The 26,656-nt window shown below is 74.0% G+C and carries 26 protein-coding genes; 10 read left to right on the plus strand and 16 right to left on the minus strand.

Annotated features, from left to right (window positions below; all coding sequences use genetic code 11):
• Window positions 1-50 precede the first annotated feature (50 nt).
• Window positions 51-1,082 (minus strand): lytic polysaccharide monooxygenase auxiliary activity family 9 protein, encoded by a 1,032-nt coding sequence (locus ACWGIS_RS25520; RefSeq protein ID WP_453364768.1) that lies wholly within the window; start codon window positions 1,080-1,082, stop codon window positions 51-53.
• A gap of 155 nt (window positions 1,083-1,237) precedes the next feature.
• Here ACWGIS_RS25520 and ACWGIS_RS25525 point away from each other — a divergent pair, with 155 nt between their 5' ends.
• Window positions 1,238-1,708 (plus strand): GNAT family N-acetyltransferase, encoded by a 471-nt coding sequence (locus ACWGIS_RS25525; protein WP_453364769.1) that lies wholly within the window; start codon window positions 1,238-1,240, stop codon window positions 1,706-1,708.
• A gap of 70 nt (window positions 1,709-1,778) precedes the next feature.
• On the opposite strand, the gene ACWGIS_RS25530 is transcribed toward ACWGIS_RS25525, so the two are convergent.
• On the minus strand, window positions 1,779-1,913 hold the full coding sequence (locus ACWGIS_RS25530; protein ID WP_355780997.1) for a hypothetical protein: 135 nt from the start codon (window positions 1,911-1,913) through the stop codon (window positions 1,779-1,781).
• 148 nt (window positions 1,914-2,061) lie between these two features.
• Here ACWGIS_RS25530 and ACWGIS_RS25535 point away from each other — a divergent pair, with 148 nt between their 5' ends.
• Window positions 2,062-2,676 (plus strand): class I SAM-dependent methyltransferase, encoded by a 615-nt coding sequence (locus ACWGIS_RS25535; protein ID WP_453364770.1) that lies wholly within the window; start codon window positions 2,062-2,064, stop codon window positions 2,674-2,676.
• A 274-nt stretch (window positions 2,677-2,950) separates the two neighbouring features.
• On the opposite strand, the gene ACWGIS_RS25540 is transcribed toward ACWGIS_RS25535, so the two are convergent.
• Both ACWGIS_RS25540 and ACWGIS_RS25545 read right to left on the minus strand, forming a co-directional pair.
• On the minus strand, window positions 2,951-3,472 hold the full coding sequence (locus tag ACWGIS_RS25540) for a DUF402 domain-containing protein (protein WP_453364771.1): 522 nt from the start codon (window positions 3,470-3,472) through the stop codon (window positions 2,951-2,953).
• Window positions 3,453-4,382: an N-acetyltransferase family protein gene (locus ACWGIS_RS25545; RefSeq protein ID WP_453364772.1), complete on the minus strand. Its 930-nt coding sequence runs from the start codon at window positions 4,380-4,382 to the stop codon at window positions 3,453-3,455. Before ACWGIS_RS25545 ends, ACWGIS_RS25540 begins: the two co-directional genes overlap by 20 nt.
• Before the next feature lie 137 nt (window positions 4,383-4,519).
• Here ACWGIS_RS25545 and ACWGIS_RS25550 point away from each other — a divergent pair, with 137 nt between their 5' ends.
• On the plus strand, window positions 4,520-4,903 hold the full coding sequence (locus tag ACWGIS_RS25550; protein ID WP_453364773.1) for a GntR family transcriptional regulator: 384 nt from the start codon (window positions 4,520-4,522) through the stop codon (window positions 4,901-4,903).
• Between the two features lie 14 nt (window positions 4,904-4,917).
• Here ACWGIS_RS25550 and ACWGIS_RS25555 read toward each other — a convergent pair whose 3' ends face one another.
• Window positions 4,918-5,703 (minus strand): DUF72 domain-containing protein, encoded by a 786-nt coding sequence (locus tag ACWGIS_RS25555; protein ID WP_453364774.1) that lies wholly within the window; start codon window positions 5,701-5,703, stop codon window positions 4,918-4,920.
• 115 nt (window positions 5,704-5,818) lie between these two features.
• Window positions 5,819-6,913 (minus strand): DUF5925 domain-containing protein, encoded by a 1,095-nt coding sequence (locus ACWGIS_RS25560; RefSeq protein ID WP_389390931.1) that lies wholly within the window; start codon window positions 6,911-6,913, stop codon window positions 5,819-5,821.
• A 370-nt stretch (window positions 6,914-7,283) separates the two neighbouring features.
• On the opposite strand from ACWGIS_RS25560, the gene ACWGIS_RS25565 reads away from it, so the two are divergent.
• The gene (locus ACWGIS_RS25565) at window positions 7,284-8,093 is read left to right on the plus strand and encodes an SGNH/GDSL hydrolase family protein (RefSeq protein WP_453364775.1); all 810 of its coding nucleotides are present in this window, start codon (window positions 7,284-7,286) and stop codon (window positions 8,091-8,093) included.
• Window positions 8,094-8,133: 40 nt separating this feature from the next.
• Here the strand turns inward: ACWGIS_RS25565 and ACWGIS_RS25570 are convergent, their stop codons facing one another.
• The 4 genes from ACWGIS_RS25570 to ACWGIS_RS25585 all read right to left on the minus strand — a co-directional run bounded on the left by ACWGIS_RS25570 (window position 8,134) and on the right by ACWGIS_RS25585 (window position 15,008).
• The gene (locus tag ACWGIS_RS25570) at window positions 8,134-9,777 is read right to left on the minus strand and encodes a serine/threonine-protein kinase (RefSeq protein ID WP_453364776.1); all 1,644 of its coding nucleotides are present in this window, start codon (window positions 9,775-9,777) and stop codon (window positions 8,134-8,136) included.
• Between the two features lie 45 nt (window positions 9,778-9,822).
• Window positions 9,823-11,496: a nickel transporter gene (locus tag ACWGIS_RS25575; RefSeq protein WP_453364777.1), complete on the minus strand. Its 1,674-nt coding sequence runs from the start codon at window positions 11,494-11,496 to the stop codon at window positions 9,823-9,825.
• A complete protein-coding gene (locus ACWGIS_RS25580; protein ID WP_453364778.1) occupies window positions 11,493-12,905 on the minus strand; it encodes a tetratricopeptide repeat protein in 1,413 nt (470 codons plus the stop codon). The genes ACWGIS_RS25575 and ACWGIS_RS25580 overlap by 4 nt, the downstream gene beginning before the upstream one ends.
• Window positions 12,906-13,481: 576 nt before the next feature.
• Complete coding sequence (locus ACWGIS_RS25585; protein ID WP_453364779.1) at window positions 13,482-15,008, minus strand: DUF4331 domain-containing protein; 1,527 nt, start codon at window positions 15,006-15,008, stop codon at window positions 13,482-13,484.
• Between the two features lie 252 nt (window positions 15,009-15,260).
• Here ACWGIS_RS25585 and ACWGIS_RS25590 point away from each other — a divergent pair, with 252 nt between their 5' ends.
• The 3 genes from ACWGIS_RS25590 (at window position 15,261) to ACWGIS_RS25600 (ending at window position 17,038) form a co-directional block, all read left to right on the plus strand.
• On the plus strand, window positions 15,261-15,803 hold the full coding sequence (locus ACWGIS_RS25590) for a sigma-70 family RNA polymerase sigma factor (protein ID WP_453364780.1): 543 nt from the start codon (window positions 15,261-15,263) through the stop codon (window positions 15,801-15,803).
• A gap of 49 nt (window positions 15,804-15,852) precedes the next feature.
• Entirely contained in the window at window positions 15,853-16,653 is an 801-nt protein-coding gene (locus tag ACWGIS_RS25595; RefSeq protein ID WP_453364781.1) for an anti-sigma factor, read from the plus strand.
• Between the two features lie 115 nt (window positions 16,654-16,768).
• Window positions 16,769-17,038 (plus strand): hypothetical protein, encoded by a 270-nt coding sequence (locus ACWGIS_RS25600; RefSeq protein WP_355793693.1) that lies wholly within the window; start codon window positions 16,769-16,771, stop codon window positions 17,036-17,038.
• 32 nt (window positions 17,039-17,070) lie between these two features.
• Here ACWGIS_RS25600 and ACWGIS_RS25605 read toward each other — a convergent pair whose 3' ends face one another.
• The 3 genes from ACWGIS_RS25605 to ACWGIS_RS25615 all read right to left on the minus strand — a co-directional run bounded on the left by ACWGIS_RS25605 (window position 17,071) and on the right by ACWGIS_RS25615 (window position 20,432).
• Window positions 17,071-18,279: a CaiB/BaiF CoA transferase family protein gene (locus tag ACWGIS_RS25605; RefSeq protein ID WP_453364782.1), complete on the minus strand. Its 1,209-nt coding sequence runs from the start codon at window positions 18,277-18,279 to the stop codon at window positions 17,071-17,073.
• 381 nt (window positions 18,280-18,660) lie between these two features.
• Window positions 18,661-19,443 (minus strand): ABC transporter permease, encoded by a 783-nt coding sequence (locus tag ACWGIS_RS25610; protein WP_453364783.1) that lies wholly within the window; start codon window positions 19,441-19,443, stop codon window positions 18,661-18,663.
• Entirely contained in the window at window positions 19,440-20,432 is a 993-nt protein-coding gene (locus ACWGIS_RS25615; protein WP_453364784.1) for an ATP-binding cassette domain-containing protein, read from the minus strand. Before ACWGIS_RS25615 ends, ACWGIS_RS25610 begins: the two co-directional genes overlap by 4 nt.
• Window positions 20,433-20,495: 63 nt before the next feature.
• Between ACWGIS_RS25615 and ACWGIS_RS25620 the strand changes: the two genes are divergently transcribed.
• The gene (locus ACWGIS_RS25620) at window positions 20,496-21,209 is read left to right on the plus strand and encodes a TetR/AcrR family transcriptional regulator C-terminal domain-containing protein (protein WP_453364785.1); all 714 of its coding nucleotides are present in this window, start codon (window positions 20,496-20,498) and stop codon (window positions 21,207-21,209) included.
• 65 nt (window positions 21,210-21,274) lie between these two features.
• On the opposite strand, the gene ACWGIS_RS25625 is transcribed toward ACWGIS_RS25620, so the two are convergent.
• From ACWGIS_RS25625 to hmgA, 3 genes are read right to left on the minus strand one after another with little or no spacing between them, the layout of a single operon-like run.
• Window positions 21,275-22,492, minus strand: a complete 1,218-nt coding sequence (locus tag ACWGIS_RS25625; protein ID WP_453364786.1) for a type ISP restriction/modification enzyme — start codon at window positions 22,490-22,492, stop codon at window positions 21,275-21,277.
• A 49-nt stretch (window positions 22,493-22,541) separates the two neighbouring features.
• Window positions 22,542-23,291 (minus strand): GntR family transcriptional regulator, encoded by a 750-nt coding sequence (locus tag ACWGIS_RS25630; RefSeq protein ID WP_453364787.1) that lies wholly within the window; start codon window positions 23,289-23,291, stop codon window positions 22,542-22,544.
• Between the two features lie 49 nt (window positions 23,292-23,340).
• Window positions 23,341-24,693, minus strand: coding sequence for a homogentisate 1,2-dioxygenase (gene hmgA, locus ACWGIS_RS25635; RefSeq protein ID WP_453364788.1), 1,353 nt, complete (start codon window positions 24,691-24,693; stop codon window positions 23,341-23,343).
• 233 nt (window positions 24,694-24,926) lie between these two features.
• Here hmgA and ACWGIS_RS25640 point away from each other — a divergent pair, with 233 nt between their 5' ends.
• Both ACWGIS_RS25640 and ACWGIS_RS25645 read left to right on the plus strand, forming a co-directional pair.
• Window positions 24,927-25,427, plus strand: coding sequence for a hypothetical protein (locus tag ACWGIS_RS25640; protein ID WP_453364789.1), 501 nt, complete (start codon window positions 24,927-24,929; stop codon window positions 25,425-25,427).
• Window positions 25,428-25,969: 542 nt separating this feature from the next.
• Window positions 25,970-26,635 (plus strand): TetR family transcriptional regulator, encoded by a 666-nt coding sequence (locus tag ACWGIS_RS25645; protein ID WP_453364790.1) that lies wholly within the window; start codon window positions 25,970-25,972, stop codon window positions 26,633-26,635.
• Window positions 26,636-26,656 lie beyond the last annotated feature (21 nt).

Raw genomic sequence — 26,656 nt, forward strand, 5'->3', positions numbered from 1 at the left:
GGCCCGAGCCGCCGGACGGACCCCGGCCCGCCGCCTCCCCGCTCCCGCCGTCAGCGGCCGTGGCGGGCGCCGCCGGCCGCCCGGCGCCGGACCGAGGCGAACAGCGCCGCCGCGCCGACGGCCAGGGCGGCCGCCCCGCCGACCGCGACGTACCGGGTGCCGGCGTCGCCACCGGTCTCGGCGAGGTGCTGCGAAGCACCGTCCGCCGCGGGCGTGTTGGCCGTGTCCGCGACGGGCTCGGCGTCGTCCGCGCCGGCGGCCGCGGTCGGCTCCGCCGACGTACCGGCGTCGTCGTCGCCGTGACCGCCGTGCTCGACGGTCGACTTGTCGGCACCGTCCTCGATCTGCTCCTCGGAAGGCGCGGACGCGCTCGGGGCGGGTGCGGAGCCGCCACTGCCCGCGGAGCCGTCGTCCGCGCCGCCGCTTCCGCCACTGCCGGTGCCGGTGCCGCCGAACGCGACGTCCGAGCAGGAGTAGAAGGCCTCCGGGCTGTCCGAACGCTGCCAGACCGCGTACAGCAGCTGCTTGCCGGAGCGCTGCGGGAGCGACCCGGAGAAGGTGTAGAAGCCGTTCTCCGCGGCCGGGTCGGTCTTCGTGGCCACCGGGTGCTCCAGATCCAGGTCGCCCCAGCCCAGCGGCTTCGACGGGTCGTAGCCCGCCTTCGTGATGTACACCGTGAACGTCCCCTTGTGCGGGGCGGTCACCCGGTACCTGAACGTGTACGAGCCACTGCTCACGCCCGTCGCGGGCCAGTCGGCCCGGGCCAGGTCCAGGCCGTTGAACTCCTCGTTGCCCGCGCTGCACAGCTCGCCGTCCGCGATCAACTCCCGGTGCCGGCCGTTCGCGTCGCCGATCCGGATGCCGTTCCAGTCGTACAGGGCCTGCGTGCCGCCCGCCGCCACCGCCGCCTTGCACGCGGCCGACTTCGGGCTCTCCGGACCCTCCGCGTAGCACTGCGACACCCGGCTCACCGGATCGCCCATCGTGCCGTGCGCGACGGCCGGCGCGGTGCCGAGCGCGGTCAGGGCGAGCGGGACGGCACCGACGGCGGCGAACACGGCGGCCTTGCGGCGAGCGGGCATGGAGCACTCCTCGAAACGGTTCCTGAACGCTGGGGGCGATCAGCAAGCTAGCCCGGGAAATCCGCGAAATCGCCTGCTGGGAGCGGGGGCGGGCGATCTTTATGGTGCGGTTAAGGGAGTGCTCAGGCTGCGATCAGGTAGGTACCGTCTCCGGCATGGCTGACGAGGCGAACGGTGCCGGGGCGTGGGAGATCCGCAGGGCGGGGATCGCGGACGTGGAGGCCGTCGAGTCCGTGACCGATGCCGCGTACCGGCCGTACATCGAGCGCATCGGGGTGGTGCCGGCGCCCATGCGGGCGGACCACGCGGCACAGGTGGCGGCCGGGCGGGTCTTCGTCACCGGGGAGCCCGTCACGGGACTCGTCGTGATCGAGGCGCGCGCGGACCATCTCTTCCTCGACAGCATCGCCGTCCACCCCGACGCCCATGGGAAGGGCGTGGGGGGACGGCTGCTCGCCTTCGTCGACGCACACGCGCGTGCGCTCGGGCTGTCCGAGGTCAGGCTCTACACCAACGCCATGATGTGGGAGAACCAGAAGATCTATCCGAGGTTCGGCTACGAGGTAGTGGAGCGCCGTGTCGACGGCCCCTATGACCGCGTCCACTACCGAAAGCGGCTGCTCTGACGCTCTGCGGAGTCAACGGGGGCGGTCGACGGTGGATGGTCTCGCGGGTCGGAGGGGGCGACGGCGCGGCTCAGCCGTCCGGCCACCAGGTGCGGTGGATGTCCTTGCGGACCTCCGGGCGCTCTCGCGGGCGCTCGTCGGCCTCGTCCCGCACACGACGGGAGTCCGACCTCTTCAGGGGCTTCTGCACGGTCACACGGCGCATGGCTGCCTCCTTGTGCCTACCGGGTTCCGCGATTCCACGGAGGTAGACCCTTCTGGGGAGCGTTCCTCATCGGTCGGGATCTGTCAGTGGCGGTGGTCACGATCCGACGGTCCGTCGGACTGTCAGTGGTGGGTGTCACCCTGGCCACATGACCATTAACAGCGACAGCCAAACGTCCGGCGTCGATTGGGAAGCGGAGTCCGCCACCTTCGACGACGAGCCGGATCACGGTTTGCGCGATCCTCTGGTGCGCGAATCCTGGGCCGCCCGGCTGCGGGGGTGGCTGCCGGAGCGGGCCTCGGACGTCCTCGATCTGGGCTGTGGCACGGGCAGCCTGTCACTCCTGGCGTCCGAGCAGGGGCACCGGGTCACCGGTGTCGACCTCTCTCCGTCCATGGTCTCCCATGCCCGCGCGAAACTCGCGGGACGTGACGCCGCGTTCCTGGTCGGTGACGCCGCGTCCCCGCCGGTCGGCGAGGAGCGGTTCGACGTCGTCCTCGTCCGCCACGTGCTGTGGACCCTGCCGGAGCCCGGCCGGGTACTGCGTCACTGGCGCGGCCTGCTGCGTCCCGGCGGCCGGCTCGTGCTGGTCGAGGGCGTGTGGGGGGCGGTCGACCCGGTGGGGATACCCGCCGACCGGCTGACCGCGCTGCTCCAGCCGCTCGCCGAGGACATCCGCGTCGAGCGGCTGTCCCAGGACGCCCGGCTCTGGGGCCGCGAGGTGAACGACGAGCGGTACGCGGTGGTGGCGGTGCCCCGGTAGCTCCGAGGCGCGCCCCGAGGGCTCGTCCAGTGGGCGTCGAGCGGACGTCGAGCGAGCGTCGAGTGGTTCCCGTGTGCTCCTCCGGTGACTCCGGTGGGAGCGTCGAGTGAGCCCCGAGTCGCCGTCGAGTCGTTCGTTGCGGCGCGGCGCGGCGCGGCGCGGGCCGGGGCGGCACGCACGGCACGGGCTGCGGCTGCGGCCAAGGCCCGGTGCGGGTCCGGGTGTGGACTCCGCGCGCGTCGGCGTGCACCCGGCGGTGTCCCGGACCCGGGCGTCACGCCCCCGCGAGCAGCCCCTCGAAGTCGCCCTCGCGCGCGAGGTGTTCGAGTGCGTCGAGGGCTTCCTCCGCCGCCGCCGCGGCCACCGGGTCCGTCGTCGTGAGACCGCTCGCCGCGAACTCGTCCTCGTCCAGGCGCAGTACGGCCGTCCCGTCGGCCGAGCGCCACAGGTCCAGGTCGAGATCCTCCACGACCAGTTCGCCCTCCCGGACCACCGCCGGACGCGTGACGTCGCAGTACCAGCCCTTCAGGGCGCCCCCGGCGTCGCGCACCTCCTTCACGGCGTACCAGCGGTCCCGCCAGTAGTACTCGGTGAAGACGTCGCCCGGCTCGAACCGTACGAAGCCGAAGTCGCGCACGCCCTCGCCCGCCCAGGGCGCGCGCACGGTGACCCGGGTGCCGTCGTCGCCGAGCAGCTCGGCCGGGTAACGGACCTTCACCCGGCCCGACTTGACGAGGACGACCTCCACCTGGCGTCCCGGTGCCGCGGGGCGCGGGTCAGCCGAGGTCGCGGACATGGTGCACCTCCGTCGCGCAGATCTCGTAGCCGAACCACCTGTTGATGGCCAGCATCGGCTCGTTGCCGCTGTCGTTGCCCGTGAACGCCTGCGTGAAGCCGGCGGCGCGGGCGCGGTGCAGCGAGTCGTTCTTGGCGAGCTTGGCCAGTCCGCGCCCGCGGTGGGCGCGGCCGGTCCCCGTCATCGCGGTCCCGTAGCGGGTGTTCCCGTCGGTGCGCGCCGCGCTGAACGCCGCCGGACGGCCGTCGACGACGGCGACCGAGGTCAGCTCGGGACTGAACAGGGGGTGGTTCCAGGTCTCCGCGAGCCACGCGTCGTAGTCCGTGAACTCGTGCGCGATGTCGCCGGGCTCGTCGGTCATCGTCTCCGCGTCCAGCAGGAAGAGGGGCCGCGGGTCGTCGGCGTAGTCGGCGCCCCTGCGCAGCTCGACGCCCGGCGGGGGCTCCTGGAGCGGCGGCAGAGGGGCCTTCGCCAGGTCGAGCCGGAGGAAGTGCGCCGAGCGGCTCGCGCGGTAGCCGTGCCGCTCGGCGAACGCGCGGTTCGCCGGTTCGTCCAGCACCCAGGCGAACAGCCGGGTGGCGCCCAGGGACGCCAGATACTCCTCGGCGGTGCGCACCAGCAATGAGCCCGCTCCGCGCCGGACGTGCTCCGGGTGCACGTACACGTTGACGTAGCCCTGCCCCGGCTGCGGGCTGTCGTGCACGAGGCCGACCTGGGCCGTGCCGACCGGCTCGCCGTCGACTTCGGCGAGCAGGGGCCGGAAGTGCGCGTCGGGATGCACATGGACGGCGTCATGGGCGACGGACTCGGCGGTGGACAACATGTAGGGGAGTGCGAGACTCCGGATCCGGGCGAAGGCCTCGGTGTCCCGACGGTCGTCCGGGCGGACGTCGCGAACGATCACTGTCATGGAGCCGCACGCTACGCGCGGGAGGGCCGGGCTGCCTCTCATTTTCCGCGCCGGGGCACACCACGCGGCGAGCGGCCGCCGGTCACACGCCGGGGCGACCGGACCCGTACGCGGCGCCCGTGCGCGACAATCACCCCGTGACCCTGAAGATCCATATCGATGCGGGGGCCGCGCCCTACGAGCAGGTGCGCGCCCAGATCTCCGAGCAGGCCAGGTCGGGCGCGCTGCCGGTCGGCTACCGGCTGCCCACGGTGCGCGGTCTCGCCGAGTCCCTCGGCCTCGCGGCCAATACGGTCGCCAAGGCGTACCGGGCCCTGGAGGCGGACGGGGTGATCGAGACCCGCGGGCGCAACGGCACCGTCGTCGCCGCCGCGGGGTCCGCCGCCGAGCGGGAGGCCGCCGCGGCGGCGCAGACCTACGCCGAGCGCGTCCACCGCCTCGGACTCGCCGAGGACGCCGCCCTCGCCGCCGTACGGGACGCCCTGCGCGCGTCGTACGCCGACCGCGGCCAGGGCGGCTAGCGCGGGACGACCGGTTACCGGCTCGGGACCGGGGCGGCCGGCAACTGCCGGGGCGTGCGCGTGACGGTCAGGCCCGCCGCCGTGGCCGCCCTCGCGAACACCACCGCGTCCAGGACCGCCGCGGCGTGCGGGTCGTTGTTGAAGTAGGCGAACACGTCGTGGTCGTCTCCCCAGGTCTCCGCGATCCGCCGTGCCCACGTCATCAGGGACTGCCGTCCGTAGTGCGGCCACTGCCGGGTACGTCCGACGTGGAAGCGCACATAGCCCCAGTCGGCGGTCCGCCACAGCGGCGTGACCGGCCGGGCCAGTACGTCGGCCCAGCAGAGCGCGGCGCCCCGGGACTCCAGGACCTCGCGCACGGCGGGGGTCCACCAGGAGTCGTGCCGCGGTTCGACGGCGACGCGGGTCCCGGCGGGGAACCGGGCGAGGCAGTCGTCCAGGAGGCCGGCGTCGCAGCGCAGCGTGGGCGGCAGCTGGAGCAGCACCGGGCCGAGCCGGTCGCCGAGTCCGGCGGCGTGGCTCATCAGCCGCTCGACCGGCTCCTCCGGGTCGCGCAGCCGCTTGATGTGGGTGAGGAAACGGCTCGCCTTGACGGCGACGACGAAGTCCTGCGGAGTGCGGTCCCGCCAGTTCTCGAAGGTCTCGCGGGCCGGCAGCCGGTAGAAGGCGTTGTTGATCTCGACGGTGGCGAAGCGGGCCGCGTACGCCTCCAGCCAGAGCCGCGTGGGCAGCCCGGCCGGGTAGAGGACCTCGCGCCAGTCCTTGTACTGCCAGCCGGACGTGCCCAGGAACACGGTCATACACCCATGAAAGCACCCGCCGCTGCGGGAGACCCGTGCACGGACAGGCCCCGTGAGCCGTCCGGACGGAGCGGCGGGCCCGCACCCCGGCCAGGGGCACGGGCCCGCGTCCGGGTCACAGATACAGGCCCGCGTCCGCGCCCTCCCGCTGGTCCGGCACCGACGTCGGTGACGTCCCCCGGCGCAGCGCGTACAGCTCGGCCAGCGTCGAGCCCTCGCGTCCGACGCCCTCCTCGGTGCCCAGCCAGCCCACGGCCTCCCGGCGGGTCAGCGGTCCGACCTCGATACGGGCGAGGCACCGGCCGGGGCGGACGACGGCGGGGTGCAGCCGCTCCAGGTCCTCGTTCGTCGTGACGCCCACCAGCACGTTGCGGCCCTGGCCGAGCAGGCCGTCGGTCAGGTTGAGCAGACGGGAGAGGGCCTGGCCCGCGGTGTGCTTGGCCTCGCCGCGGATCAGCTCGTCGCAGTCCTCCAGCAGGAGCAGCCGCCAGCGGCCCTTGCCGGTGCCGTCCTCCTCGCCGATCGCGATGTCCATCAGATAGCCGACGTCGCTGAACAGCCGCTCGGGGTCCAGGACGCAGTCGACCTGGCACCAGTCGCGCCAGGAACGGGCCAGCGTGCGCAGCGCGGACGTCTTCCCCGTGCCGGGCGGGCCGTGCAGCAGCAGCAGGCGCCCCGCGATGTCCTCCGGCGTCGTCTTCATCAGCTGGTCCATGGCGTCCGCCACCGGCGCGGTGTAGTTCGGCCGCACCTCCTCCCACGTGCCCGCGGAGATCTGGCGGGTGGTGCGGTGCGGGCCCCGCCTCGGGGACACGTACCAGAAGCCCATGGTCACGTTCTCCGGCTGCGGCTCGGGCTCGTCGGCGGCGCCGTCCGTGGCCTGGCCGAGGATCTTCTCGGCCAGCTCGGGGCTGGTGGCGGTGACCGTGACGTCGGCGCCGCGGTTCCAGCGGGACACCAGCAGGGTCCAGCCGTCGCCCTCGGCGAGGGTCGCGCTGCGGTCGTCGTCGCGGGCGGAGCGCAGCACCCGGGACCCCGGCGGGAGCAGGGTCGCCCCGGAGCGGACGCGGTCGATGTTCACCGCGTGCGAGTGAGGCTGCTCGCCCGTAGCGAAGCGGCCGAGGAACAGCGCGTCGACGACGTCCGACGGCGAGTCGCTGTCGTCGACGTTGAGCCGGATCGGCAGAGCGTCGTATGGGTTGGCAGACATGCCGCCATGATCCGTCACGCGGACCCGCCGTGCACCCGCTTTCCGCAGTGCGCCCCGAGTGCCGGGTCCGCCCGCTCCTTCCGGTGTGTCCCCTCCGTCCTGTCGCCGGACCGTGTGCCGACGCGCCTGGCCCCATCTGTCGCTGCCACTCCTGATGGAACGTCAAACAAGCGTTCCCTCAAGTCCGTCACCCGCCCGGCTCAAGAGGTCAGGGCCGCGAGGTGTCCGCGCAGCGGTAGTTGATTGCCCGTCAGGTGAACGGAGGCCGCCGTTTCTCGCAAGGGCCGAAAAGCATTGGCATGGACACTTCCTGTCAACACGCGTAGCTGCTACCAAAGTCATGGCAGAGATCCTGCTAAACGGAGGTTCCATGAGACGTTCCCGAATTACGGCATACGTGACCTCACTCCTCCTCGCCGTCGGTCTCGCCCTCACCGGGGCAGCGACGGCGCAGGCGTCCCAGACCGCGGCGGCCACCGGGTATGTGGCCCTCGGCGACTCCTACTCCTCGGGCGTCGGCGCGGGCAGCTACCTCAGCTCCAGCGGCGACTGCAAGCGCAGCACGAAGGCCTACCCGTACCTCTGGGCGGCCTCCCACTCACCCTCGTCGTTCGCCTTCACGGCTTGTTCCGGCGCTCGTACGGGTGATGTTCTGGCCAACCAGCTGACCCCCCTCAACACCGGCACGGGACTCGTCTCGATCAGCGTCGGCGGCAACGACGCGGGATTCTCCGACGTCATGACGACCTGTGTCCTCCAGTCCGAGAGCTCCTGCCTGTCCCGGATCGCCACGGCCCGCGCCTACGTCGACTCCACGCTCCCCGGCAAACTCGACAGCGTCTACTCGGCGATCACCGCCAAGGCCCCGTCGGCCCACGTGGTCGTCCTGGGCTACCCCCGCTTCTACCAGCTGGGCGGCAGCTGCATCGCCGGCCTCTCCGAGACGGAGCGGTCCGCGATCAACGGTGCCGCCGACTACCTGGACAGCGCGATCGCCAAGCGTGCCGCCGCGCACGGTTTCACGTTCGGCGACGTCAGGACCACCTTCACCGGCCACGAGATCTGCTCGGGCAGTGCCTGGCTGCACAGCGTCAACTGGCTGAACATCGGCGAGTCGTACCACCCGACCGCGGCCGGCCAGTCCGGCGGCTACCTGCCGGTCTTCACCGCCGGGGCCTGAGCCCCCGGAGTCCGGCCCGGCGGCGCCGCCCGGCGCCGCCCTAGGGAGAAGCGGAAGAGGAGGCCCCGCCCGTCGGGGTCTCCGTTTCGCACGTCACCGAGAACGGCACCCAGCCGGACGTCGTGTGCACGGGGTCGCGGACCTCCACCCTGATCGCGTTCTCGTACGTGCTCCCGGCCTCGTACGCCGTCACCACCACCGACCTCTGCCGGGTCTTCCCGCCGTCCGCGGGGAACGAGAGGGTCTTCCAGCCGGGATCGGACACCTCGCCCTTCCTGGTCACCCACCGGTAGTCGACCTCCACCGGCACGACGCCCACCGTGAACGTCGCGGTGAACGCGGGCGCCTGCCCCGCGGGCGGCGGGCAGGACCCGGAGTAGTCGGTGTGCGCGCCGGTGACGGTCACCCGGACCGACTGGGCGGGCGGCGTGGTCGTGTGCTTGCCGCTCGGTGTGTCGCCGGGGGAGCCGGTCCCGCCCGTGCCGCCCTCACCCTCACCCTCACCCTCGCCGGTGCCGCCGTCGTCCTCCCCGCTCTGCCCGCTGGTGCCGCCGGAATCGCCGCTGCCGCTGCTCGACCCGGCCGAGCCGCCGCCCCCGCCTCCGTCGTCCCGCTGGTACAGCGCGTACAGCAGACCGGCCAGCGCCAGCGCCAGCGCGGCCAGGCCGGCGATCACGGCGAAGGCGGCCCGGCGACCGCGCTCGGGCCGCGCCCCCGCCGCCGTACCGGTCGTGGACGCCGTCGTGGCCCCCGCCGGGCGGGCGGGCACCGGCCGGGGCGGCGGGCCGGGCGCGTCGTACGGCAGGGTGGCGACGGTCGGCGCGTAGGGCGCCGGGGACGAGCCGGTCCGGGGGGTGCCGCCCGCGCCGACCAGCCGCAGCTCCTGCTCGGCCCGCTCGGCGGGCATACGGTCCGCCGGGTCCTTGCGCAGCAGCTGCTCGATCACCGGGGCCAGCGGACCCGCGCGGCGCGGAGGCGGCAGCTCCTCGTCCACGACGGCCCGCAGGGTGCTCAGCGGAGTGTCGTGCCGGAAGGGCGAGTTGCCCTCCACCGCCGCGTACAGCAGCACCCCGAGGGACCACAGGTCGGACTCGGGCCCGGGGGTGCGGCCCAACGCCCGTTCCGGGGCGAGGAATTCCGGCGAGCCGATGACCTCGCCGGTCATGGTCAGCGCGGAACTGCCCTCGACGGTGGCGATGCCGAAGTCGGTGAGGACCACCCTGCCGTCGTTCGACAGCAGCACGTTCCCCGGTTTCACGTCGCGGTGCAGGACCCCGGCCGCGTGCGCGGCCCGCAGCGCGGACAGTACCTCGGCGCCGATGAACGCGGCGCGCTTCGGCGGGATCGGGCCCTCGGCGTCCAGGAGGTCAGAGAGGGCCAGCCCGCGGATCAGCTCCATGACGATCCAGGGTCGGCCGTCCTCGGTCGCCACGTCGTAGACGGTCACCACGTTGCGGTTCGCGACCCGGGCGGCGGCCCATGCCTCCCGCTCCAGGCGCGCGTACATCCGCTCGACGTCGCTCGACGGGATCCCGGCCGGGGCCCGCACCTCCTTGACGGCGACCTCGCGGTTCAGCACCTCGTCGCGGGCCCGCCAGACGGTGCCCATCCCGCCCTCGCCCAGGGGGGACAGCAGTCGGTAGCGACCCGCGATCACCCGTTCACCGCCGGACACCTCGGACACGGGCGTTCCCCCTTCGGATCCGCACGATCTCCTCCCAAAAGTAGCTCAGCCGAGTGCGGATGCCGCCCCCTTGAACACCAATCCGGCTCCGAGGGCCACGACGACGCACGCCGAACCGAGGGGCGCCGCCCTGCGCATGAGGGCCGCCGCCGGGCCGCCCGTCCACCGAGGGCGCCGCGCCAGCATCCGGGCGACCCCGCCGCCGAGCCTGACCACGGCGAAGCCCGCCGCCGTGAGGGTCAGGGCGAGCCCGGCGCCGTAGGCCAGGACGAGCAGGAGGCCGAACCATGCCTTGCCGAGCGCCGCCGCCCCCACGAGCACGACGACGGCGGACGGACTGGGCACCAGCCCGCCGGCGAAGCCGAGCAGGATCGTGCCGCGCAGGGTGGGGGCCGTGGGGTGCGTGTGGGTGAAGCCGCCGTGCGTGTGCTCGTGACCGGGGGCGGGCCCGTGCTGCGGGGAGCCGTCGTGCTCGTGGTGCCCGTGGGGGTGCTCGTCCGGGTGCCCGTGACCGGGGGAGTCGTCGTGCCTGTGGTGGTGCCCGTGGGCGAGCGCTTCCGGGTGGGTGTGGTCGAGGGAGTCGCCGTGCTCGTGGTGGTGCCCCTTGGTGTGCTCCTCCGGGTGCGCGTGACCAGAGGAGTCGTGGGGCCCGTGATCGTGCCCGTGGCCGTGCGCGGGTGCGTGGTTGCGCCAGGCGCGGCGTACGAGGGAGGCGCCCGCGAGGGTCACCAGGACGCCGCTGGTGACGCCGAGCCAGGCGATCACGGACGGCGCCGCGGCCGAGCCCGCGGTGATCAGGAGCCCCAGCGCCACCACGCCCAGGGTGTGGGTGACCGTCACCGACGCCGCCAGCGGCAGCACGTCACGCAGGGTGGCCCGGCCGCGCGCGGCGGCGGTCGCGGCCATCAGCGTCTTGCCGTGCCCGGGCGCCAGCGCGTGCAGCGCGCCGAGGGCGAGGGCGACGACCAGGGCGAGCCCGGCGAAGCCGAGGGTGAGGTCGTGCCGGGCCACGAGCCCGTCCAGGGCCCGCGTCCAGCGGTCGGCCCCGCGCGGCAGCACGGAGGCGGCGGGCGCGTCCCGCTCGTCGCCCCCCGCGAGGGCCGGGCCCCCCGGGCGGACCCGCAGCGACGCGGACGCGGTGTCCGCGGGCGACGACAGCAGCCGCTCCGGGTACTCGGTCAGCCGCCGGGACAGGGAGCGCGTGGGGACGTCGGACCGGGTGAGCGTCGTGCGGTCGCCGCGCGCGGTGACCTCGCGCCAGCCGGGTCCGGAGCCGACGGCGGCTTGGAAGCGCACGGCGACGGCCCGCCCGGGCAGGGGCGCCGTCAGCCGGCACTCCACGCGCAGGGTGTCGAGCCCCGCCTGCCCGGGCCGCACCCGTGCCCCACTGCCCTCGACGGTCAGCGGGACTCCGCGTCCGCCGACGGTGACGCGGCTGTCCCGGGCCGCCGTCGCGCACCGCTGCCGCGCCCACGCCGTCCTGCCCAGCCGCTCGATGTCCGGCCCGGCCTGGGTCGCGGGGATCTCGGCGAGGTCCTCGACGTGGTCGATCCGCAGCAGTCCGGGGGCGGTGACGAGACCGTCGTAGCGGTTGACGGTGAAGTTGCCCAGCGGGTGCGCGCTCGCGCTCGTGCCGCCGGCCAGCACCAGCGCGCAAGCGGCGGTCAGGACGGCCGCGCCGGAGGCGAACGCGCGGCGGAGCGCCGTACGGGAGGTCACCGGGCCTCCCCGAGGGCCTTCAGGGCCGCGCGCGCCTCGCGGGCACCCGAGGGCGAGAAGCCGGGGTTGAGCTCCAGGGCCCGGGACAGCGTGGACCTGGCCTGTCCGGGGTGGCCGGTCGCCCGCTCGATGATGCCGCGGTGGTGGAGGAAGGCGGCGTTGCGGTAACCGGTGGCCGTGGCCCGGCGGGCGTAGGGAAGGGCCTCCTCGTCACGGCCGTTGACGTGCAGGGCCCAGGCGAGAGCGTCCGCGGTGTGCACGGTACGGCGGCGGGACCACTCGGCGCGGGCCGCCGTGAGGGCGGCGGCGCGGTCGCCGTGGTCGGCTGCGGCGAGGGCGGTGTCGAGATCGGCGTTGACGCCGTTGGCGCGGGCCAGCGCGGTCCAGGCGTCGACGAGGCCGTACTGCTCCCGGGCCCGGCGCGCGTCGCCCTTCCCGCCACGTGCCTCGTACAACTCGCCCAGCAGGGTCAGGACTTGCGGCAGTGGTGAGCGCGCCACGACGTCCTCCATGCCCCGGATCGCCTGCTCGTTCTCGCCCGTGGCCGCCAGGGTGCGGGCCCGGCCCTCCAGTGCGGGCAGGTACGCCTCGTCGGCGGCCAGCGCCCGGCCGTAGTAGGTCAGCGCGGGACCGTATTCGCCCTGGTTCCAGCGGAGTTGGCCCAGTGCCGTGGCCACGTACGCCACGTCGCCGCGCGACGTCGCCGTGCCCAGGGCCTGTTCGAGGACCCGGCGGGCGGTCTTCACGTCCCCGCGCAGCTCGTGCACGTACGCGTAACGCGTGAACACCGGTACGCCGGGGCGACGCGAGTCGGCCAGGTCGGCGGCCTCGGACGCCTCGTCGTAGCGGCCGAGTTCGACCAGCGCGTCGATCCGGGAGGACAGCGCGCGCTCGCTGTACGGGTTCTCGGCGAGTGCCCGGTCGGCCCACTTCAGAGCCTCGGGGAAGCGGTGCCGGGCGGCGGCGAGGGCGGCGCGGCCCGCGAGCGCCGGGTCGTTGTCCGGGCGCAGCCGCAGGGAGCGGTCCAGGGCGCGCTCGGCCTGCGGGTAGCGGGAGGGGTCGCCCTTCGTGCGGGCCTGCTCCACGTAGGCGAGTCCCAGGGTCGCCCAGGAGCCGAAGTCCCTTGGCTGCGCGCGGAGATGGGCCTGGAGGGAGCGGATCCCCGCGTCGAGGTCGGCGCTCGCGAGCAGCTGGGGCGAGACCCCGGTGCCGGGTACGGCCGCCACGGGCGCCGTACGGTCGTCGCGGGCGCCCAGGACCACGCCGCCCGCGGTGAGGGCCACGGCGAGCGCGACGACGCAGCCGGTGAGCTGCGCGGCCCGCCACCGCCGTCCCGCCGCGGCCACCCGCCGCACGGCCGCCACCCGGTCGTCGGCCACCCCGGCCCCCGCGGCGACACCCGCCGGCACGGTGGGCGCTCCGCCAGTACCGGTATCCGCCGCCTGCGGGCGACCGGACCCGGCTTCAGTACGGGTACCGGCATGGGCCGCGTGCGCGTGACCGGGCCCGGCCTCGGTACCGGTATCCGCCGCGTGCACGTCACCGGACCCTGGCTCGGCACGGGTACCGGCGTCCGCTGCCGGCGGGCCATCGGGCCCGGCCTCGGTACCGGTATCCGCCGCGTGCGGGCGACCCGACCCGGCCTCGGTACCGGTACCGGCATCTGGCGTGTGCCCGTCACTGTGCCCTGGACCGGCGCCGGTACCGGTATCCGCCGCCTCCGGCGCACCGTCAGCCGGCTCGGCGTCGGTGCCCGCGCGTGTCGCCTCGGCGGGCCGCGGCTCCGCGTCCGCCGGGGCACCGGCGGTGCCGCCGCTCGCGGGGAGGCCGTCGCCGCCGACGTCCGTCGGCGCGCTCTCGTTCGTACCCGGGGACATGCCCTCTCCTGGAAGTCCGTGGCCGTGACGGTCGTCGTGGGGGTGGGAGGGCGCGGCCCGCGCCGTGGGGGATGGGTTCACGCGGGCCGCGCCGGTCGGTGTGCCGGGTCAGTAGGCCCGGTGGTGCATGCGGCGGCGCCACCACAGCAGCCCGGTGCCGATGAGCAGGAAGCCGGCCGCCCCGGCCGCCGCGGAACCCGCGATCAGCACGGTGTCGGTGCCGCCGTCCGCGCCCGCCGGGACCAGCCCGCCGCCGAGCTGGTTGCGCACGCTGTTGCCGCCCTTGGCGGTCGCCCCGCGGGAGCCCGACGTCGGCTGGGCCAGGTACGGAAAGGAGTGGCCGAACTTCTTGTCGTTCTTGTCGACCGCGTCGCCCAGGTCGTTCTTGGAGCCGACCAGCTCGCCCTCGACCACCTGGAGCGCGGCGTCGATCACGTCGTCGGTGAGCCGGCGCCCGTTCGGGAAGCCCGCGTTGTCGCCGTCGAGGACACCGAGCCGCTTGGGGTGCTCGGCCGGCTTGATCGACGTGTTGAGCCGCAGCTCCTCCGCGGGCCGGACGTGCGGGGGCTGGTTGAGGCCCTCGACGCCCTTCAGGAACACGTCGACCAGGTCGTTCCTCGGCTCGGCCGGTGCCTTGATCTTGTAGATGCCCTCGATGAGCTTGGGGAGTTCGGGGTTGGTCACGTTCTTCAGGAAGTCGGCGTCGTTCCAGGGCGCCGACGCGTTGAACTTGTCCTTGTCCTTCTGCGGGTTGACGACCTCGTTCACCAGCGGCATGCCGAGCCGGGAGACCTGGGTCCAGTGCCCGCGGGCGTCCCTGCGCTGCGTGGTGGACCAGATCCCGACGATCGGCTGCTCTGCCGACTCCTGGATCGTCTCCGTCGGCACCTGGAGGGCGATGGAGTTGACGTTGTAGCCCTTGAGCGTGTCCCGGCCCACCTCGGACAGGTCGCCGCCGTACAGCAGGTCGAAGACGCGCAGGTCCAGGAAGAACGGGTCGTCCGCCTGGCCGGCGAACGTGGTGGAACCGCCGGCGAGCTTGTACACCGCCTGGTCGCGCAGCTTGCGGTAGTCCGGCATGGACGCCTTGCCGACGTTCGACGGCGCCACCGGTATGTCGTCGGCGACCTTCGTGCGGGAGACCAGCTTCTGGTCGTCGAGACGCAGCAGGTCGATGTCGTACGTCTGCGTGATGTTCAGGTCGGGGTCGTCGAGGCTGGTGACCGGACCCGTGTTGTAGAGGAAGGTGTCGCCGTTCTTGCGGTGCGTCCTGAAGGTGTAGCGGTAGACCAGTTCGCCCTGCGCGTCGCCGTCGCTGTCGATGTGGAGGTCGTACTGGGCGTCCTCGGCGAACGTGAAGAAGTTGGGTCCGCCGGCCGGTTCCTCGAACGGGATCCAGTTCGCCACGATCGTCGTGGTATCGGGCTTGTCCGGGCTCACGAACGCGTACACGTCCGTGTTGTCGTACTGCGGCTGCCCCGAGATCAGCGGGGCCTCCCGGTGACTGGAGGCGGCGGCCGCCCCCGGTTCCAGCACGGTCGCACCGGCGGCTGTGAGCCCCCCGGCGGCCAGTGCGCCACAGACGAGGGCCGCGAAACTCCTGCGTCCCGCGCCACTCCTGGAGATAGGTGTCATGCCGTCCGTCCTCAAGTCCAACTTGCCTGACGCACGCCATTCGGAGCGCTCGCCGGGGTGGATTGGTCGAATCCCAAACGTTCTTACGTGGGCTTTCGCCACTCGACTCAGCGGGCCGCCCGCGCATCGCGCTCGTTTCGTCGGCCGGGGACCCGCGTTTTCACCCCGGCGATCCGTAACCCATCCGGAGGCGCGCGCGCCGCGAACACATGGGTCAAGTGACGGGCCGTACACGGCCGGAGAGGGGGAGGGGTGGAGGCGGACGAACTTCTGGTGCTCGTGGCCGGAGGTGATCAGCGGGCCTTCGAGGAGCTGTACGGACTGGTGTCCGGGCCGGTGTTCGGTCTGGTGCGCCGGGTGGTGCGGGACCCGGCCCAGACCGAGGAGGTCGCTCAGGAGGTGCTGCTCGAACTCTGGCGCTCCGCGGGGCGGTTCGACCCCCGCCGGGGCAGCGCCCTCTCCTGGATCCTCACGCTCGCCCACCGCCGCGCGGTCGACCGGGTACGCAGTGCCCGCGCCGCCACCGAGCGCGAGCAGCGCGAGGGACGGCGCTCGCACGCGCCCGCCTTCGACCAGGTCGCCGAGGAGGTCGAGGCCGGACTCGAACGGGAGTGGGTGCGCCGCTGCCTCGACCGGCTCACCGCCCTGCAGCGCCAGTCCGTCACCCTCGCCTATTACGACGGCTACACCTACCGTGAGGTCGCCGAACGGCTCTCCCTGCCGCTCGGCACCGTCAAGACCCGTATGCGCGACGGACTGACCCGGCTGCGCCACTGCCTGGGAGGTGCCGCGTGAGCGACCTGATACCCGTCGGCGACACCCCGGCCCGTCCGGGAGGCGGCGCATGAACCTCCTCGACCGGCTGTTCCGCCGCGACCTGCACTCCCTCGCCGCGCCCTACGCGCTGGACGCCCTCGAAGCCGGTGAACGGCGCCGCTTCGAACGCCATCTGCGGCACTGCGACCGCTGCTCCGCCGAGGTGCGCGCGCTGACCGAGGACGCCGTCCGCCTCGCCTGGTCGACGGCTGCCCCGGCGCCGCCCGCGCTGCGGGACCGGGTCCTCGCGGCCGTGCGCACGACCCCGCAGGAGGCGCCGGGCGGGCACCCGGACACCGGCCCGCAGCGAGCGCGGCCGGCCCGCCGGCCCACCCGCGCGCGGACCCCCGGCTTCCGCCCGCTGCTCGCCCCGTTCGCCACCGCCACGGCCGCCGCCGCGCTCGTCGTCGCCTCCCTCTTCGCGGTCCAGGCGGCGCGGACCCAGGACGAACTGGACCGGGAGCGCGCCCAGGCACGTGAGATCGCGCACGTTCTCGCCGCTCCGGACGCCCGTGCGACCGGTGACCTCGACGGGCGGGGACGCGGTATCGGCGTGGTCGCCTCCGCCGCGCAGCGGCGCGCGGTCGTCACCGTGAGCGGTCTCGGCACACCCTCCGGAGGGCGCGTGCATCAACTGTGGCTCATGCGCCCCGGCGTGCGACCACGCTCCCTCGGGCTGCTGCAAGGCGACACGCCCTTGGTGGCGAGCGGTCTGAACACGGCTGCTTCCTCACTCGCTGTGACCGTCGAACCGGACGGTGGATCAGCGCAGCCCACGACAGAGCCAGTTGTCCAACTCGCCCTGGAATCTGTCGGATTCGGAGAGTAATCGTCAACGCCCTTACGGGGTAGGTGAATCCTGTGCCCGCGATACACGAGTGCCATGAGGGAGCGATAGGGTTAGCCTGCCCGGGCCGGGTGCCCTCGTACGGGTGGGGAGTGACATGGAACAGATAACAGTGCGCAGCAGGGCTCGAGTCCCTGCGATCACGTGTGGGAGCAGCGCGACCAGCTCGCGCCTCGACCGCCATCTCGCGGTGCTGGGTGGTCCTGCCATCCCGCAGCGGGAGACGCTCGAGGCGACGTCGCTGATGCGTGAGCTCACCGCGCGTGACACCGCGCACGACCGCAGTGGTCTGGGCGCACGGGTGAGGCGGGTCTCGCTCTTCGCCCCGCTGCGGCGGCTCAGCCGTTCACTGTTCGGCGGTCGCTGAGCAGCGCGGGTCAGGCGGTTCCCGACCCGCGCTCAGGCGGTCACACCGTCCCGGCGCAGTGCTGCGATCTCATCGTCCGCCATCCCCACGGCACGCAGCACCGCCTCGGTGTGCTCCCCGAGCGCGGGTACGGCTCCCATCCGTGCGTCGTCCCCGCCCGGCAGCTCGATCGGCGGCAGCAGCGCCCGCAACGGCCCCACCGGTGACTCCACTTCCCGCCACCGGTCCCTGGCCGCCAGCTGCGGATGCTCCGCCACCTCCCGTACGTCCCTCAGGCGTGCGCACGCGATGCCCGCCTCCTCCAGCCGGGCCACCGCCGCGTCCGCCGTCAGCGCGGCCAGCGCGGTGCCGACCAGCGCGTCCGTCCGCTCCCGGTGCGCGACCCGCGCCGCGTTCGTCGCGTACGCCGGATCGGTCCCCAACTCCGGCCTCCCCAGCACCTGTTCCGCCAGCCTGCGCCACTCCCGGTCGTTCTGCACCGACAGCAGCACCCGCCCCCCGTCCGCCGTCGGATAGGCGTCGTACGGGGCGATGACGGCGTGCGCCAGACCGCTCCGCGCCGGGGGCGTACCGCCGTGCATCGCGTGGTGCAGCGGGTGTCCCATCCACTCCGCGAGCGCCTCCAGCATCGACACCCGGACCGGACCGCCGCGCCCCGTCGTGCCGCGCCGCACCAGCGCCGCGAGCACCCCGGAGAAGGCGTACATGGCCGCCGCGATGTCGGCGGCCGGGATGCCCGCCTTCACGGGCTGCTCCGGCGTCCCCGTCACCGACACGAGGCCCGCCTCGCACTGCACGAGCATGTCGTAGGCGCGCTTGCCCGCGTACGGGCCCGACGCCCCGTATCCGGAGACGTCCACGGCGATCAGCCGCGGGTGCGCCGCGCACAGCGTGGCGGCGTCCAGGCCGAGCCGGGCCGCCGCCCCCTGCGCGAGGTTCTGCACGAACACGTCCGCGTCCGCGACCAGCCGCCGCACCACGTCGAGGCCCCGCGGGTCCTTGAGGTCGAGGGCGATGGACTCCTTGCCCCGGTTGCACCATACGAAGTGCGAGGCGAGACCGGCCGCCGCGGTGTCGTAGCCGCGGGCGAAGTCCCCGCCGTCGATCCGCTCGACCTTGATCACCCGGGCGCCCAGGTCGGCGAGCTGGCGGGTCGCGAAGGGGGCCGAGACGGCCTGCTCCACGGCGACGACGGTGATGCCTTCCAGAGGCAGGGGGAGTGGCTGCATGCCGTGGATCATGTCCTGGCCACCACGCCTTTGTCATGCGCGGTGCGACGGCAGGCTCCGGCGCGGCACGACCACGCGGACGCACCGCACCGCACCGCGCCGCCCCGCCCGTCCCGGACGCACCGCGCCGCCCCGCCCGTCCCGGACGCACCGCGCCGCCCCGCCCGTCCCGGACGCACCGCGCCGACCCGCCCGTCCCGGACGGCCCGCGTCAACCCGCCTGTCGGCAGGGCTCCTACGGTGCCGCAGTGCTCGTACGCGGTGCGGCCGGGCTCCTGTGCAGTGCCGCAGGGCTGCTCCTGCGTAGTGCGGCAGGGCTCATGCGCGGTGCGGCGAGGCTCCGCGGTGCCGCAGGGCCGGGCGGGGGCGTGGACCGGCCGGTGCGGGGCCCGGTCACCGGCCGCCGGTCGCGTACCGCCGGACGGCGAGCGGCAGGAACACCCCTATGAGGACGGCGCACCAGATCAGCGACCCGGCCACGGGATGGGTGACGGGCCAGGCACCCTCGCTCGGCGCCGGCGCGTTCCCGAACAGGTCCCGCAGCGCGGTGGTCACGGCGCTGACGGGGTTCCACTCGGCGAGCGTGCGCAGCCACCCCGGGAGGCCGCCGGTCGGGATGTACGCGTTCGACAGCAGCGGCAGGACGAAGGTCGCGCCGCCCAGCTGGCCGGCCGCCTCCTCGCTGCGCGAGACGAGACCCAAGAGGATGCCGACCCAGCTCATCGCGAACCGGAACAGCAGGAGCAGTCCGAGGGCGCCTGCCGCGCCGAGCGCCGACCCCTCGATCCGCCAGCCCACGGCCAGGCCCACCAGCAGCAGCGGCACCGTGCCCCCGGCCGTGACGACGAGGTCCGCGCCCGCCTGCCCGAGCGGTACGGCCGCGCGGCTCACGGGCAGCGTGCGGAAGCGGTCCGTCACCCCCCGGTGCGAGTCCTGGGCGGCCTGGAACATCCCGGTCATGATCCCGTTGGCGGCCGTCGCCACCAGGAGCCCCGGCACCAGGAACGCGCGGTACTCCTGCCCGGGGTGGGCGAGGGCGCTGCCGAAGACGTAGCCGAAGAAGAGCAGCATGGTGACCGGCATGGACTGGGTGAGGATCAGCAGGCCGGGGTTGTGCCGGATCCGCCGGAGGTGGCGGCCCGCCATCGCCGTGCCGTCGTACGCCAACGCGCTCATGTCACCAGCTCCTTGTCGCCGGCCGGGTGTCCGGTCGTGCCGTCCGCCGGGGTGTCCGGGGGATCGGCGGTCAGCCGCAGGAAGACGTCGTCCAGCGTCGGCGCCCGCAGGCTCGCGTCGACCAACGGGACGCCCGCGGAGTCGAGTTCGCGGACCAGCCGCGGCAGCGTCAGCGTCCGGTCGGTGGTGACGGCGCCGACGGCACGCCGTTCGCGGTCGAACGCGGGCTCGCCGCCCGTCAGCCGGTCCAGCACGGCCGCCGCGCGGGTCATCGCCTCCTCGTGGGCGACGACGACCTCCGCGTACGCGCCGATCAGTGCCTTGAGTCCGGCGGGCGTCCCCGTGTGGGCGACCCGGCCCCGGTCGACCACCACGATCTCGTCGGCCAGCCGGTCGGCCTCCTCCAGGTACTGCGTGGTCAGCAGCACGGTCGTGCCCTCCTGCCTGAGGGCGCGCACCGCTTCCCAGATCCGGTTCCGGCTCGCCGGGTCGAGGCCGGCGGTGGGCTCGTCGAGGAAGAGCACCTCGGGGCGGCGGATCAGACTGGCCGCCAGGTCGAGGCGGCGGCGCATGCCCCCCGAGTAGGTGGAGGCCGGCCGGTCGGCGGCGTCGGCGAGACCGAAGCGGTCGAGGAGTTCGCCCACCCGGTCCGCCGGGCCGCGCACCCGGTACAGCCGGGCGAACAGCCGCAGGTTCTCGCGCCCGGTGAGATCGCCGTCGACGGAGGTCCGCTGCCCGGTGACGCCGATCGCCCGGCGGACGGCGGCGGCCTCCCGTACGAGGTCGTGTCCCGCTACCCGCGCGGACCCGGCGTCCGGGCGCAGCAGGGTCGTCAGCAGTCGTACCGCCGTCGTCTTGCCCGCTCCGTTCGGCCCCAGCACCCCGCACACGGTGCCCTCGGCCACCGCCAGATCCAGGCCCCGCACGGCACGGACGTCCCCGAAACGTTTCTCCAGACCCTCACTAAGTACAGCGTACGTAGTAGTCATGGGGTGACCATAGCGCACTACGTACGGTGTACGTAACTAGGATGGTCGAGAGGTGATCGACCAATGGCAGGGCGCAGCGCCGTACCCGAAGTGATCTGGGCTCGTCCCGAGCGTGCGGGCCGCGGCCCGCGGCCCGCGTACAGCCGCACGGACATCGCGGCGGCCGCCGTACGGATCGCGGACGCGGAGGGACTCGACGCGGTCTCGATGCGGCACGTCGCGGCCGCACTCGGCTGCGGCACGATGTCGCTCTACAACTACGTGCCGCGCAAGGAGGACCTGTACGAGCTGATGTTCGACACCGTCAGCGGCGAGCACGACCTGCCGGAGCCCTCCGGCGACTGGCGCGCGGACATGCTCCGGGTCGCCCGTGACACCCGCGCCCTGATGCACCGCCATCCCTGGGTGCCGCGCCTGATGTCACCCGTCTACGGCTTCAGCCCCAACGCCCTGCGGTTCCTCGAACACTGCCTCGCCTGCCTGGACCCGCTCGACGTGTCCTACGGCACCCGCATGGAGCTGGTCGCCATGCTCAACGGCGTCGTCACGACGTACGTCGCGAACGAACTGGCCACCGCCGAGCGGACCCGCTCGCTGCCCTGGTCCGAGGAGCAGGAGAACGCCGTCCGCATCGGCTACCTGGGGAGCCAGGTGGCGAGCGGGGCCTACCCGCGCCTCGCCGCCGCCTTCATGGAGGACTCCGGGCCGATCGACCTGGAGGCGGTCTTGGAGCGGGCGCTGGAGCGGGTGCTGGACGCCTTCGACCCCCGGGTGTGAAGGACCTCCGGAGCCGGGCCCGGGGAACGAGCCGGCGCGCCCGCCGGATCAGGGCCGACCGCCCGTCAGATCAGGGCGAACTGCCCGTCGGGGCCCTCCTCGTGGTGGTCCAGGACCGACGCGGGCCTGCGTGCCGCGTCCGGCACGGGGAGCACGCCGGCCCCGCGCAGCTCGGTCCGGGTGACCGGTGACTCCACGGTCAACTCGGCGAGCTGCGGCCGCAGTTCCGCGAGCAGCGCCAGGACGGTGATGAGCTCCAGCAGCTCGGACGTCCAGGCCTGCGGCCAGGCGGTGGGCCGGATCGCCTCCAGAGTGCCCGGCTCGGGCGGCTCCGTCCTGACCGTGAACCACCGCTCCAGCACCCGCACCCCGCCCGCCTCGAAGTCCCATGCCTCGGGCGGGACCGGCGAGATCCGGCCGTCGTCGACGTGCAGGACCTCCTCGTCGCGGTCGTAGCGCAGGTCGAGGACGGGCGTCGCGGTGCCCGCGCGGACCCGGGCGCGGGGGAGCCCGGGAAGGGGGGCGCGCACGTAGGGGCGACGGCCGCCGGGAAGCCGGGGACGCTCGCCGTCGCGGCGCATCAGCCACAGCATCCGGCGTCCCAGCTCCACACCCCGCTCCCACAGCTCGGCGTCACCGGTGAGCGGCACCGCGCAGCCCTCGCGGCCGGGACGGGCCACCACCACCGACCAGGCGAGGACGTCGACGGCGCCGGGGGAGCGGCCGAGGCGGGAGCCGAGGTGGTCCAGCAGGCCCGGCGCCAGATTCGGTTCTAGACCGCCGGGGCGGCGGAACAGCGGGCGGACGCGCCCGCCGCGTCCGGCTCCCACCGGCAGCGCGGAGGACACCAGCAGGGCCGGACCCGACGGCTCGGGCACGGCCGGCTGCTCGACGGCGAACAGCTGCCGCTCGTCGGCGACCCGCCACAGCTCGGGGCGCGCCGCGTCGATCAGCCGGTGGTCCGGTATCAGCCACTGCTCGTCGAAGGGGCCGCTGAGCACCCGTACGGGCTCGGGGCAGGGCGCCGTCTCCCGCGCCAGCCGGCCCGTTCCGCTGGACTGCCCCGGCAGCTGGGCCACCGCCGAGTGCAGGGTGCGCGAGCGGGTGGGCCCGAACAGCGCCTCGCGGTCCGGCCCCTCGGCCTTCAGCAACGCGTTCCACCGGGCCTTCAGGGACGCGGGATCGGGCGCCGTCGGCCACCCCCGGCCCGGCCGCACGGGTGCGACCGACCACGGCATGAGGTCCGCGAGCAGCGGAGCGTCGTCGTGCGTCACGCACCGCATCGTACGACGTGGCCCCGCGGTGCCGTCCGTACACGGAGGACGGGGCCGGTCAGTGGGCGTCCAGGGTGACCGTGAAGGAGAAGCGGTCGCCCCGGTAGTGGATGCGGGCCACGTCCAGGGCGCGCCCGTCCTCACCGTGGACGACACCCGTGTAGTGCAGGATCGGGCTCAGCAGCGGCACCCGCAGCAGCCGCGCCGTCTCCGGGTCCGCGAGCCGGGCCTCGACGGTGTCGGTGATCCGGCTGATGCGCACGCCCACCACGTCGCGCAGCACCTTCGTCATCGGCCAGCGGACCAGGTCCTCGGGGTCGATGAGGGCCGCCAGCTCCGGACGGACGTAGTTGCGGGCGTGGTTGGTGGGCTCGCCCGTCTTCTCCTCGCTGCGCAGCCGGTGGTACGCCGTCACCTCGGCCAGGTCCGGGAAGTGCTCGGCGAGTCCGGCCGGCACGGCTTCCGGGCCGTGGGCCAGCAGCTCCGTCCGCATCCCCGACTGCTGGGCCACGATCGCGTCCACCGAGCCGAGCAGCCGCACGGGAGCGCCCCGCCGCGCGCTCGGCTCGATGAACGTGCCCCGTCTGCGGTGCCGGGTGATGAGCCCCTCGGTCTCCAGCTCCTTGAGCGCCTGGCGCATGGTCAGCACGCTCACCCCGTAGTGCACCGCCAGTTGCTCCTCGGTGGGCAGCCGGAGCGGGTCCTGCGCGGACCGCCCGAGTATGGAGGCGCGCAGGGACTGCGACACCTGATACCAGAGCGGCAGCTTGCGGTTCAGGACGATCGAGTCCGGGGCGAAGGAGGTCACGAGGGTATCCGTACCGGTCGCGGGCGTTCAGTGCAACGGGCGGTGGCGCTCAGTCCGCCGGGCGGAAGTGGCGTTCGAGGCCCTGCCACACGTCGTCGTAGCCGCGTTGCAGGTGCTCCGCGCGGGCCGCCTGTGCCGTCGCGGTCACCGGCCAGCGCGTCTCGAACATGAAGGCGAGGCCGTCGTCGATCTTCTGCGGGCGCAGCTCGGCGGCGCCGGCCCGGTCGAAGGTCTCCCGGTCCGGGCCGTGCGCCGACATCATGTTGTGCAGCGAGCCGCCGCCCGGCACGAAGCCCTCGGCCTTCGCGTCGTAGGCGCCCTCCACGAGCCCCATGTACTCGCTCATCACGTTCCGGTGGAAGTACGGCGGCCGGAACGTGTCCTCGCCGACCAGCCAGCGGGGCGCGAAGACCACGAAGTCCACGTTGGCCAGGCCGGCCGTGTCGGTCGGCGAGGTCAGCACCGTGAAGATCGAGGGGTCCGGGTGGTCGTAGCTGATGGTGCCGAGCACATTGAAACGGCGCAGGTCATAGACGTACGGCACATGGGTGCCGTGCCAGGCGACCACGTCCAGCGGCGAGTGGGTGTATGTCGCCGTCCAGAGGTTGCCGCAGAACTTGTTCACCACCTCCACCGGCCCCTCCACGTCCTCGTACGCGGCGACCGGGGCGAGGAAGTCACGGGCGTTCGCCAGCCCGTTGGCGCCGATCGGACCGAGGTCGGGCAGCTGGAAGGGCGCCCCATAGTTCTCGCACACATAACCTCGCGCGGAACCGTCCAGCAGCTCCACACGGAAGCGGACACCACGCGGGATCAGCGCGACATGGCCGGGCTCCACATGCAGCAGCCCGAACTCGGTGCGCAGCAGGAGTCCGCCGCGTTCGGGCACGATCAGCAGCTCGCCGTCGGCGTCGCTGAACACTCGCTCCATCGAGGCGTCGGCGTGGTAGAGGTGCACGGCCATGCCGGCGCGCTGGGTCGCGTCGCCGTTGCCGCCGAGGGTCCACAGGCCGGCGAGGAAGTCGGTGCCCTCGGCGGGCGCCGGCAGGGGGTTCCAGCGCAGCCGGTTGGGGTCGGGGACGGTCTCGGTGAAGGGGGCCGAGCGGATCGTGCCGTTGTCCGTGCGGGTGAACGCGGGGTGCGCGGCCGAGGGCCGGATCCGGTACAGCCACGAGCGGCGGTTCTGCGCCCGCGGCTCGGTGAACGCCGTACCGCTCAGCTGCTCCGCGTAGAGCCCGAGCGGCGCCCGCTGGGGGGAGTTGCGGCCGTGCGGCAGTGCCCCCGGGACCGCCTCAGAGCTGTGCTCGTTGCCGAATCCGGAGAGATACGCCAGCCCCTCGGCGGTCTTCCGCGCTCCCTCACGCTCGAACCCGCTCGCGTGGGCGGTGCCCCCATCGGTCATGTTCGCTCCCTCGTTCCCGATTCCTATGCATCACCGTAGGATTCGCGCTTTCCCCGCGCAAGGGGCAGCGGACGCCCGGCAGGACGTACTCCTTCCGGAACCGGCCGGGGTCCGCCCGGCGCCCGGACCCGCTCCGGACCCCCGCAGGGAGTACGTCCTGGGACCTGCGGACGACTCGAGAACCCGACTTCAGGGGGATCCGGCGGGCGGAGCGCGTGTTCTAACCTCCCGGCATGTCGTGGACGCGCGGACTGCTCGCCGCGCTCGCGGTCTGCGCGCTGCTCGGCGGATCGGCGAGCTGCGGCACCGGCGACGCGCACGGGCGTGGAGGCGGGGTGTCGGCCTCGCCCGTGGGCACGGTGCTGGACGACACCGACGAGAAGGGACGGCACTACCGTGAGATCGACAAGGACGGCGCGCCGCGGGTCGCCATCGAGGTGCAGCCGGCCGCCGACGACGGCTGGGACGTGCGGCTGACCGTGCGGAACTTCCGGTTCTCGCCCGCCGGCACGCGCGCCGTCGCCGTGCCCGGACGCGGCAGCGCCGTGCTCTTCCTTGACGGGCGCACCCTCACCGGGCTCCGCACCGCCGGGTACCACGTCTCCGGCGAGCTGATCCCGCGCGGCACCCACCACCTCACGGCCCGCCTGTACGCGGACGACCGCACGGTGTGGGCGGTCGACGGGGAGCCCGTGGAGTGCACGGCGGACATCACGGCGTCGGGCGCCCGCTGAAGCCGGACGGCACGACCGGGCCCGCCCCCGGGGCGGGCGACGGCACGCGGCCCGCGCCGCGAACGGACGGTCGCGTCGGGCCGCGGCGCGGACGGGCGGCGGGACCGGGTCGGCCCCCGAGGCGGGCGACGGCAGGCGGCCGGCGCCGCGAACGGACGGTCGCGTCGGGGCGCGGCGCAGACGGGCGGAGACGCCGGTCCCGGCCCTGGGGCAGGGGCTGCCGATGACGCCGGGGTGGCTGCGGAGCTGGGCGCTGGTACCGGGCCGTGCCGGGACGGAGGGAGCGGACCGGTTCCCCCAACGAAGAAGGGCAGGACCCCGCGGAAGCGCACGGTCGGACCTGTGTGAGCCACCGGCGGGAAGGGGCGGCGGACCCCGCCGGAAGCGGACCGCCGGACCGGTGTGCCCCACCGGCGGAAAGGGGCGGCGGACCGCGCCGGAAGCGGACCGCCGGACCGGTGCCGGCCCCCGGCGGTGAGTGTCAGGGGCACCGATTCGCGTACAGACGGGCAAGGTTCACCGGACCCCGGCGGAAAGGCATCATGAACACCGTGCCCCAAGCGACCCCGCTGCGCCGTGCGCCCGTCCAGCGGCGCAGTGCCGAACGACTGACGAGGATCCTCGACGCCTGCGCCGAACTGCTCGACGAGGTCGGCTACGACGGCCTCAGCACCCGGGCGGTGGCCCAGCGCGCGGGTGTCCCGATCGGTTCCGTCTACCGCTTCTTCGGCAACAAGCGGGCCATGGCCGACGCGCTGGCCCAGCGCAACCTCGACCGCTACGTGGAGCGCGTGACGGCGCGTCTCCAGGAGGCGGGAGCTGCCCGTGCCCCCGGCGAGGACGCGGGCGGCGCGGGGGTCCCGGCCGGGGGCGGCTGGCGCGCGGCCATGGACGCCGTCCTCGACGAGTTCCTCGCCATGAAGCGCACCGCGCCCGGGTTCACGCTGGTCGACTTCGGCAACCAGATCCCGGTCGGCTCCGGGTGCGCGGAGCCCAACACCCGAGTCGCCGACCGCCTCACCGAACTGCTCTCGGCGTTCCTCTCCCGGAAACCCGACGACGACCTGCGCCGGGCGTTCCTGGTCGCCGTGGAGACCGCCGACACGCTCGTCCACCTCGCCTTCCGCCTCGACCCGGCCGGTGACGAGCGGATCATCGAGGAGATCCGGACGCTCCTGCGCGCCTATCTGTCCCGCGTCCTGGACTGACCCGGCGCCCGGCCCCGCCCC

This window comes from Streptomyces sp. NPDC054842 (assembly GCF_053611025.1).

What these genes read in the sequence shown, in the direction of transcription:
- ACWGIS_RS25620 (WP_453364785.1), top strand. Translation starts at nt 20,496, where the DNA reads ATGGCAGGGCGCAGCGCCGTACCCGAAGTGATCTGGGCTCGTCCCGAG.
- ACWGIS_RS25585 (WP_453364779.1), bottom strand. Translation starts at nt 15,008, where the DNA reads ATGACACCTATCTCCAGGAGTGGCGCGGGACGCAGGAGTTTCGCGGCC.
- ACWGIS_RS25610 (WP_453364783.1), bottom strand. Translation starts at nt 19,443, where the DNA reads ATGAGCGCGTTGGCGTACGACGGCACGGCGATGGCGGGCCGCCACCTC.
- ACWGIS_RS25615 (WP_453364784.1), bottom strand. Translation starts at nt 20,432, where the DNA reads ATGACTACTACGTACGCTGTACTTAGTGAGGGTCTGGAGAAACGTTTC.
- ACWGIS_RS25595 (WP_453364781.1), top strand. Translation starts at nt 15,853, where the DNA reads ATGAACCTCCTCGACCGGCTGTTCCGCCGCGACCTGCACTCCCTCGCC.
- ACWGIS_RS25520 (WP_453364768.1), bottom strand. Translation starts at nt 1,082, where the DNA reads ATGCCCGCTCGCCGCAAGGCCGCCGTGTTCGCCGCCGTCGGTGCCGTC.
- ACWGIS_RS25600 (WP_355793693.1), top strand. Translation starts at nt 16,769, where the DNA reads ATGGAACAGATAACAGTGCGCAGCAGGGCTCGAGTCCCTGCGATCACG.
- ACWGIS_RS25625 (WP_453364786.1), bottom strand. Translation starts at nt 22,492, where the DNA reads ATGCGGTGCGTGACGCACGACGACGCTCCGCTGCTCGCGGACCTCATG.
- ACWGIS_RS25645 (WP_453364790.1), top strand. Translation starts at nt 25,970, where the DNA reads ATGAACACCGTGCCCCAAGCGACCCCGCTGCGCCGTGCGCCCGTCCAG.
- ACWGIS_RS25540 (WP_453364771.1), bottom strand. Translation starts at nt 3,472, where the DNA reads ATGTCCGCGACCTCGGCTGACCCGCGCCCCGCGGCACCGGGACGCCAG.
- hmgA (WP_453364788.1), bottom strand. Translation starts at nt 24,693, where the DNA reads ATGACCGATGGGGGCACCGCCCACGCGAGCGGGTTCGAGCGTGAGGGA.
- ACWGIS_RS25555 (WP_453364774.1), bottom strand. Translation starts at nt 5,703, where the DNA reads ATGACCGTGTTCCTGGGCACGTCCGGCTGGCAGTACAAGGACTGGCGC.
- ACWGIS_RS25535 (WP_453364770.1), top strand. Translation starts at nt 2,062, where the DNA reads ATGACCATTAACAGCGACAGCCAAACGTCCGGCGTCGATTGGGAAGCG.
- ACWGIS_RS25525 (WP_453364769.1), top strand. Translation starts at nt 1,238, where the DNA reads ATGGCTGACGAGGCGAACGGTGCCGGGGCGTGGGAGATCCGCAGGGCG.
- ACWGIS_RS25545 (WP_453364772.1), bottom strand. Translation starts at nt 4,382, where the DNA reads ATGACAGTGATCGTTCGCGACGTCCGCCCGGACGACCGTCGGGACACC.
- ACWGIS_RS25565 (WP_453364775.1), top strand. Translation starts at nt 7,284, where the DNA reads ATGAGACGTTCCCGAATTACGGCATACGTGACCTCACTCCTCCTCGCC.
- ACWGIS_RS25640 (WP_453364789.1), top strand. Translation starts at nt 24,927, where the DNA reads ATGTCGTGGACGCGCGGACTGCTCGCCGCGCTCGCGGTCTGCGCGCTG.
- ACWGIS_RS25605 (WP_453364782.1), bottom strand. Translation starts at nt 18,279, where the DNA reads ATGATCCACGGCATGCAGCCACTCCCCCTGCCTCTGGAAGGCATCACC.
- ACWGIS_RS25560 (WP_389390931.1), bottom strand. Translation starts at nt 6,913, where the DNA reads ATGTCTGCCAACCCATACGACGCTCTGCCGATCCGGCTCAACGTCGAC.
- ACWGIS_RS25530 (WP_355780997.1), bottom strand. Translation starts at nt 1,913, where the DNA reads ATGCGCCGTGTGACCGTGCAGAAGCCCCTGAAGAGGTCGGACTCCCGT.